We start from the raw sequence: 700 nt of genomic DNA, 5'->3' as shown, positions 1-700 counted from the left end.
GGCGTCCAGTTCATGCCCCAGCCGTAGGCCGCGTCGATGGTGCGCTGCGGGCTCACGCCCCGGTCCGGGACGAGGTAGCGGGCCTCGCGCTGCACCGTGAGGTCGCCGCCGTTGTTGGTGATCAGGGCCAGGGCGCAGACGGTGGAGGGCACCGTGCATTCGTCGAGGGAGAAGTCGATGGCCGCGCCGTTCTGCGGCTGGAGGGTGACCGTGGCGTGGAGATCGGCGAAGCTCCGGGCGCCTTCGTAGATGGTGACGAAGATCAGTACGCGCCGCAGCAGGTCCTTGTGGTCGAGGTTGATGGTCATGTTCTCGCCGGCGGAGAGCGCCCCGGTGCGGTCATCGCCGTCGAGATGGATGAAGGGCGGCCTGTCCAGTGAGCCGAACGCGTTCCCGAGCGACTGCACGACTCCCTTCCGGCCGTCGGAGAGTTCGTACAGTGCGCAGAGGTCGAGATCGAGATCGGCGTGCAGGGCGACGGCCCGGCCGAGCTTCGCTCCCCAGCTCTTGAACTGTTTGCGCGTCTCCCAGTTGAGGTTGACGCGCAGCGCGCCGGAGGTGCCGCCCTGTTTGGCGAGTGAGACGGACGGCGCGCTCTTCGTCAGCGTGACCTTGGTCAGCCGTACGGGCGTCGCGGCGGGCGGGGCCACGGGGGCGGCGGGCGCGGGCGGCGGAACGGGGGCGGGCGGCGGAACGGGGG

1 protein-coding gene is annotated in these 700 nt (G+C 70.4%); it reads right to left on the bottom strand.

The features are described 5' to 3' along the window. Window positions 1-700, bottom strand: a 700-nt coding sequence (locus CR470_RS38285; RefSeq protein ID WP_441350793.1) for a TerD family protein, incomplete at both ends; no start/stop codon positions are given.

The organism is Streptomyces sp. rh34 (assembly GCF_002551245.1).
Classification (GTDB): Bacteria; Actinomycetota; Actinomycetes; order Streptomycetales; family Streptomycetaceae; genus Streptomyces.
The sequence above is the reverse complement of the archived record's forward strand: the minus strand, read 5'-3'. Positions and strand labels throughout refer to the sequence as shown.